Source organism: Halomonas marinisediminis, from assembly GCF_004347715.1.
In the GTDB taxonomy this organism is placed as follows: domain Bacteria; phylum Pseudomonadota; class Gammaproteobacteria; order Pseudomonadales; family Halomonadaceae; genus Halomonas; species Halomonas icarae.
Genome location: NZ_SLTR01000401.1, coordinates 1 through 277 on the forward strand (window position 1 = coordinate 1; position 277 = coordinate 277).

Genomic DNA, 277 nt, shown 5'->3' on the forward strand with positions numbered 1-277 from the left:
CTGATCAGTCATATGCGCGGGCACACATCGGACATGGACGCGATCATGGCGCTGGCCGATGCGCGCGGCATCCCCGTGATCGAGGACGCGGCCCATTCCCTGGGCACGGTGTGGAAGGGGCGCAAGATCGGAACGATCGGGCGGATCGGCTGTTTCTCGTTCCAGTCCTACAAGCTGGTGAATGCGGGCGAAGGGGGGATCCTGATCACCGACGATGCGGATCTGGCCGCGCGGGCGATCATCATGTCCGGCGCCTATGAGCATGCGTGGAAGAAAC

The 277-nt window shown here is 63.5% G+C and carries 1 protein-coding gene; it reads left to right on the forward strand.

The window, feature by feature from the left end:
• Positions 1-45: 45 nt before the first annotated feature.
• A partial coding sequence (locus E0702_RS17155) for a DegT/DnrJ/EryC1/StrS family aminotransferase (RefSeq protein ID WP_240721813.1) occupies positions 46-277 on the forward strand: 232 nt, incomplete at its 3' end.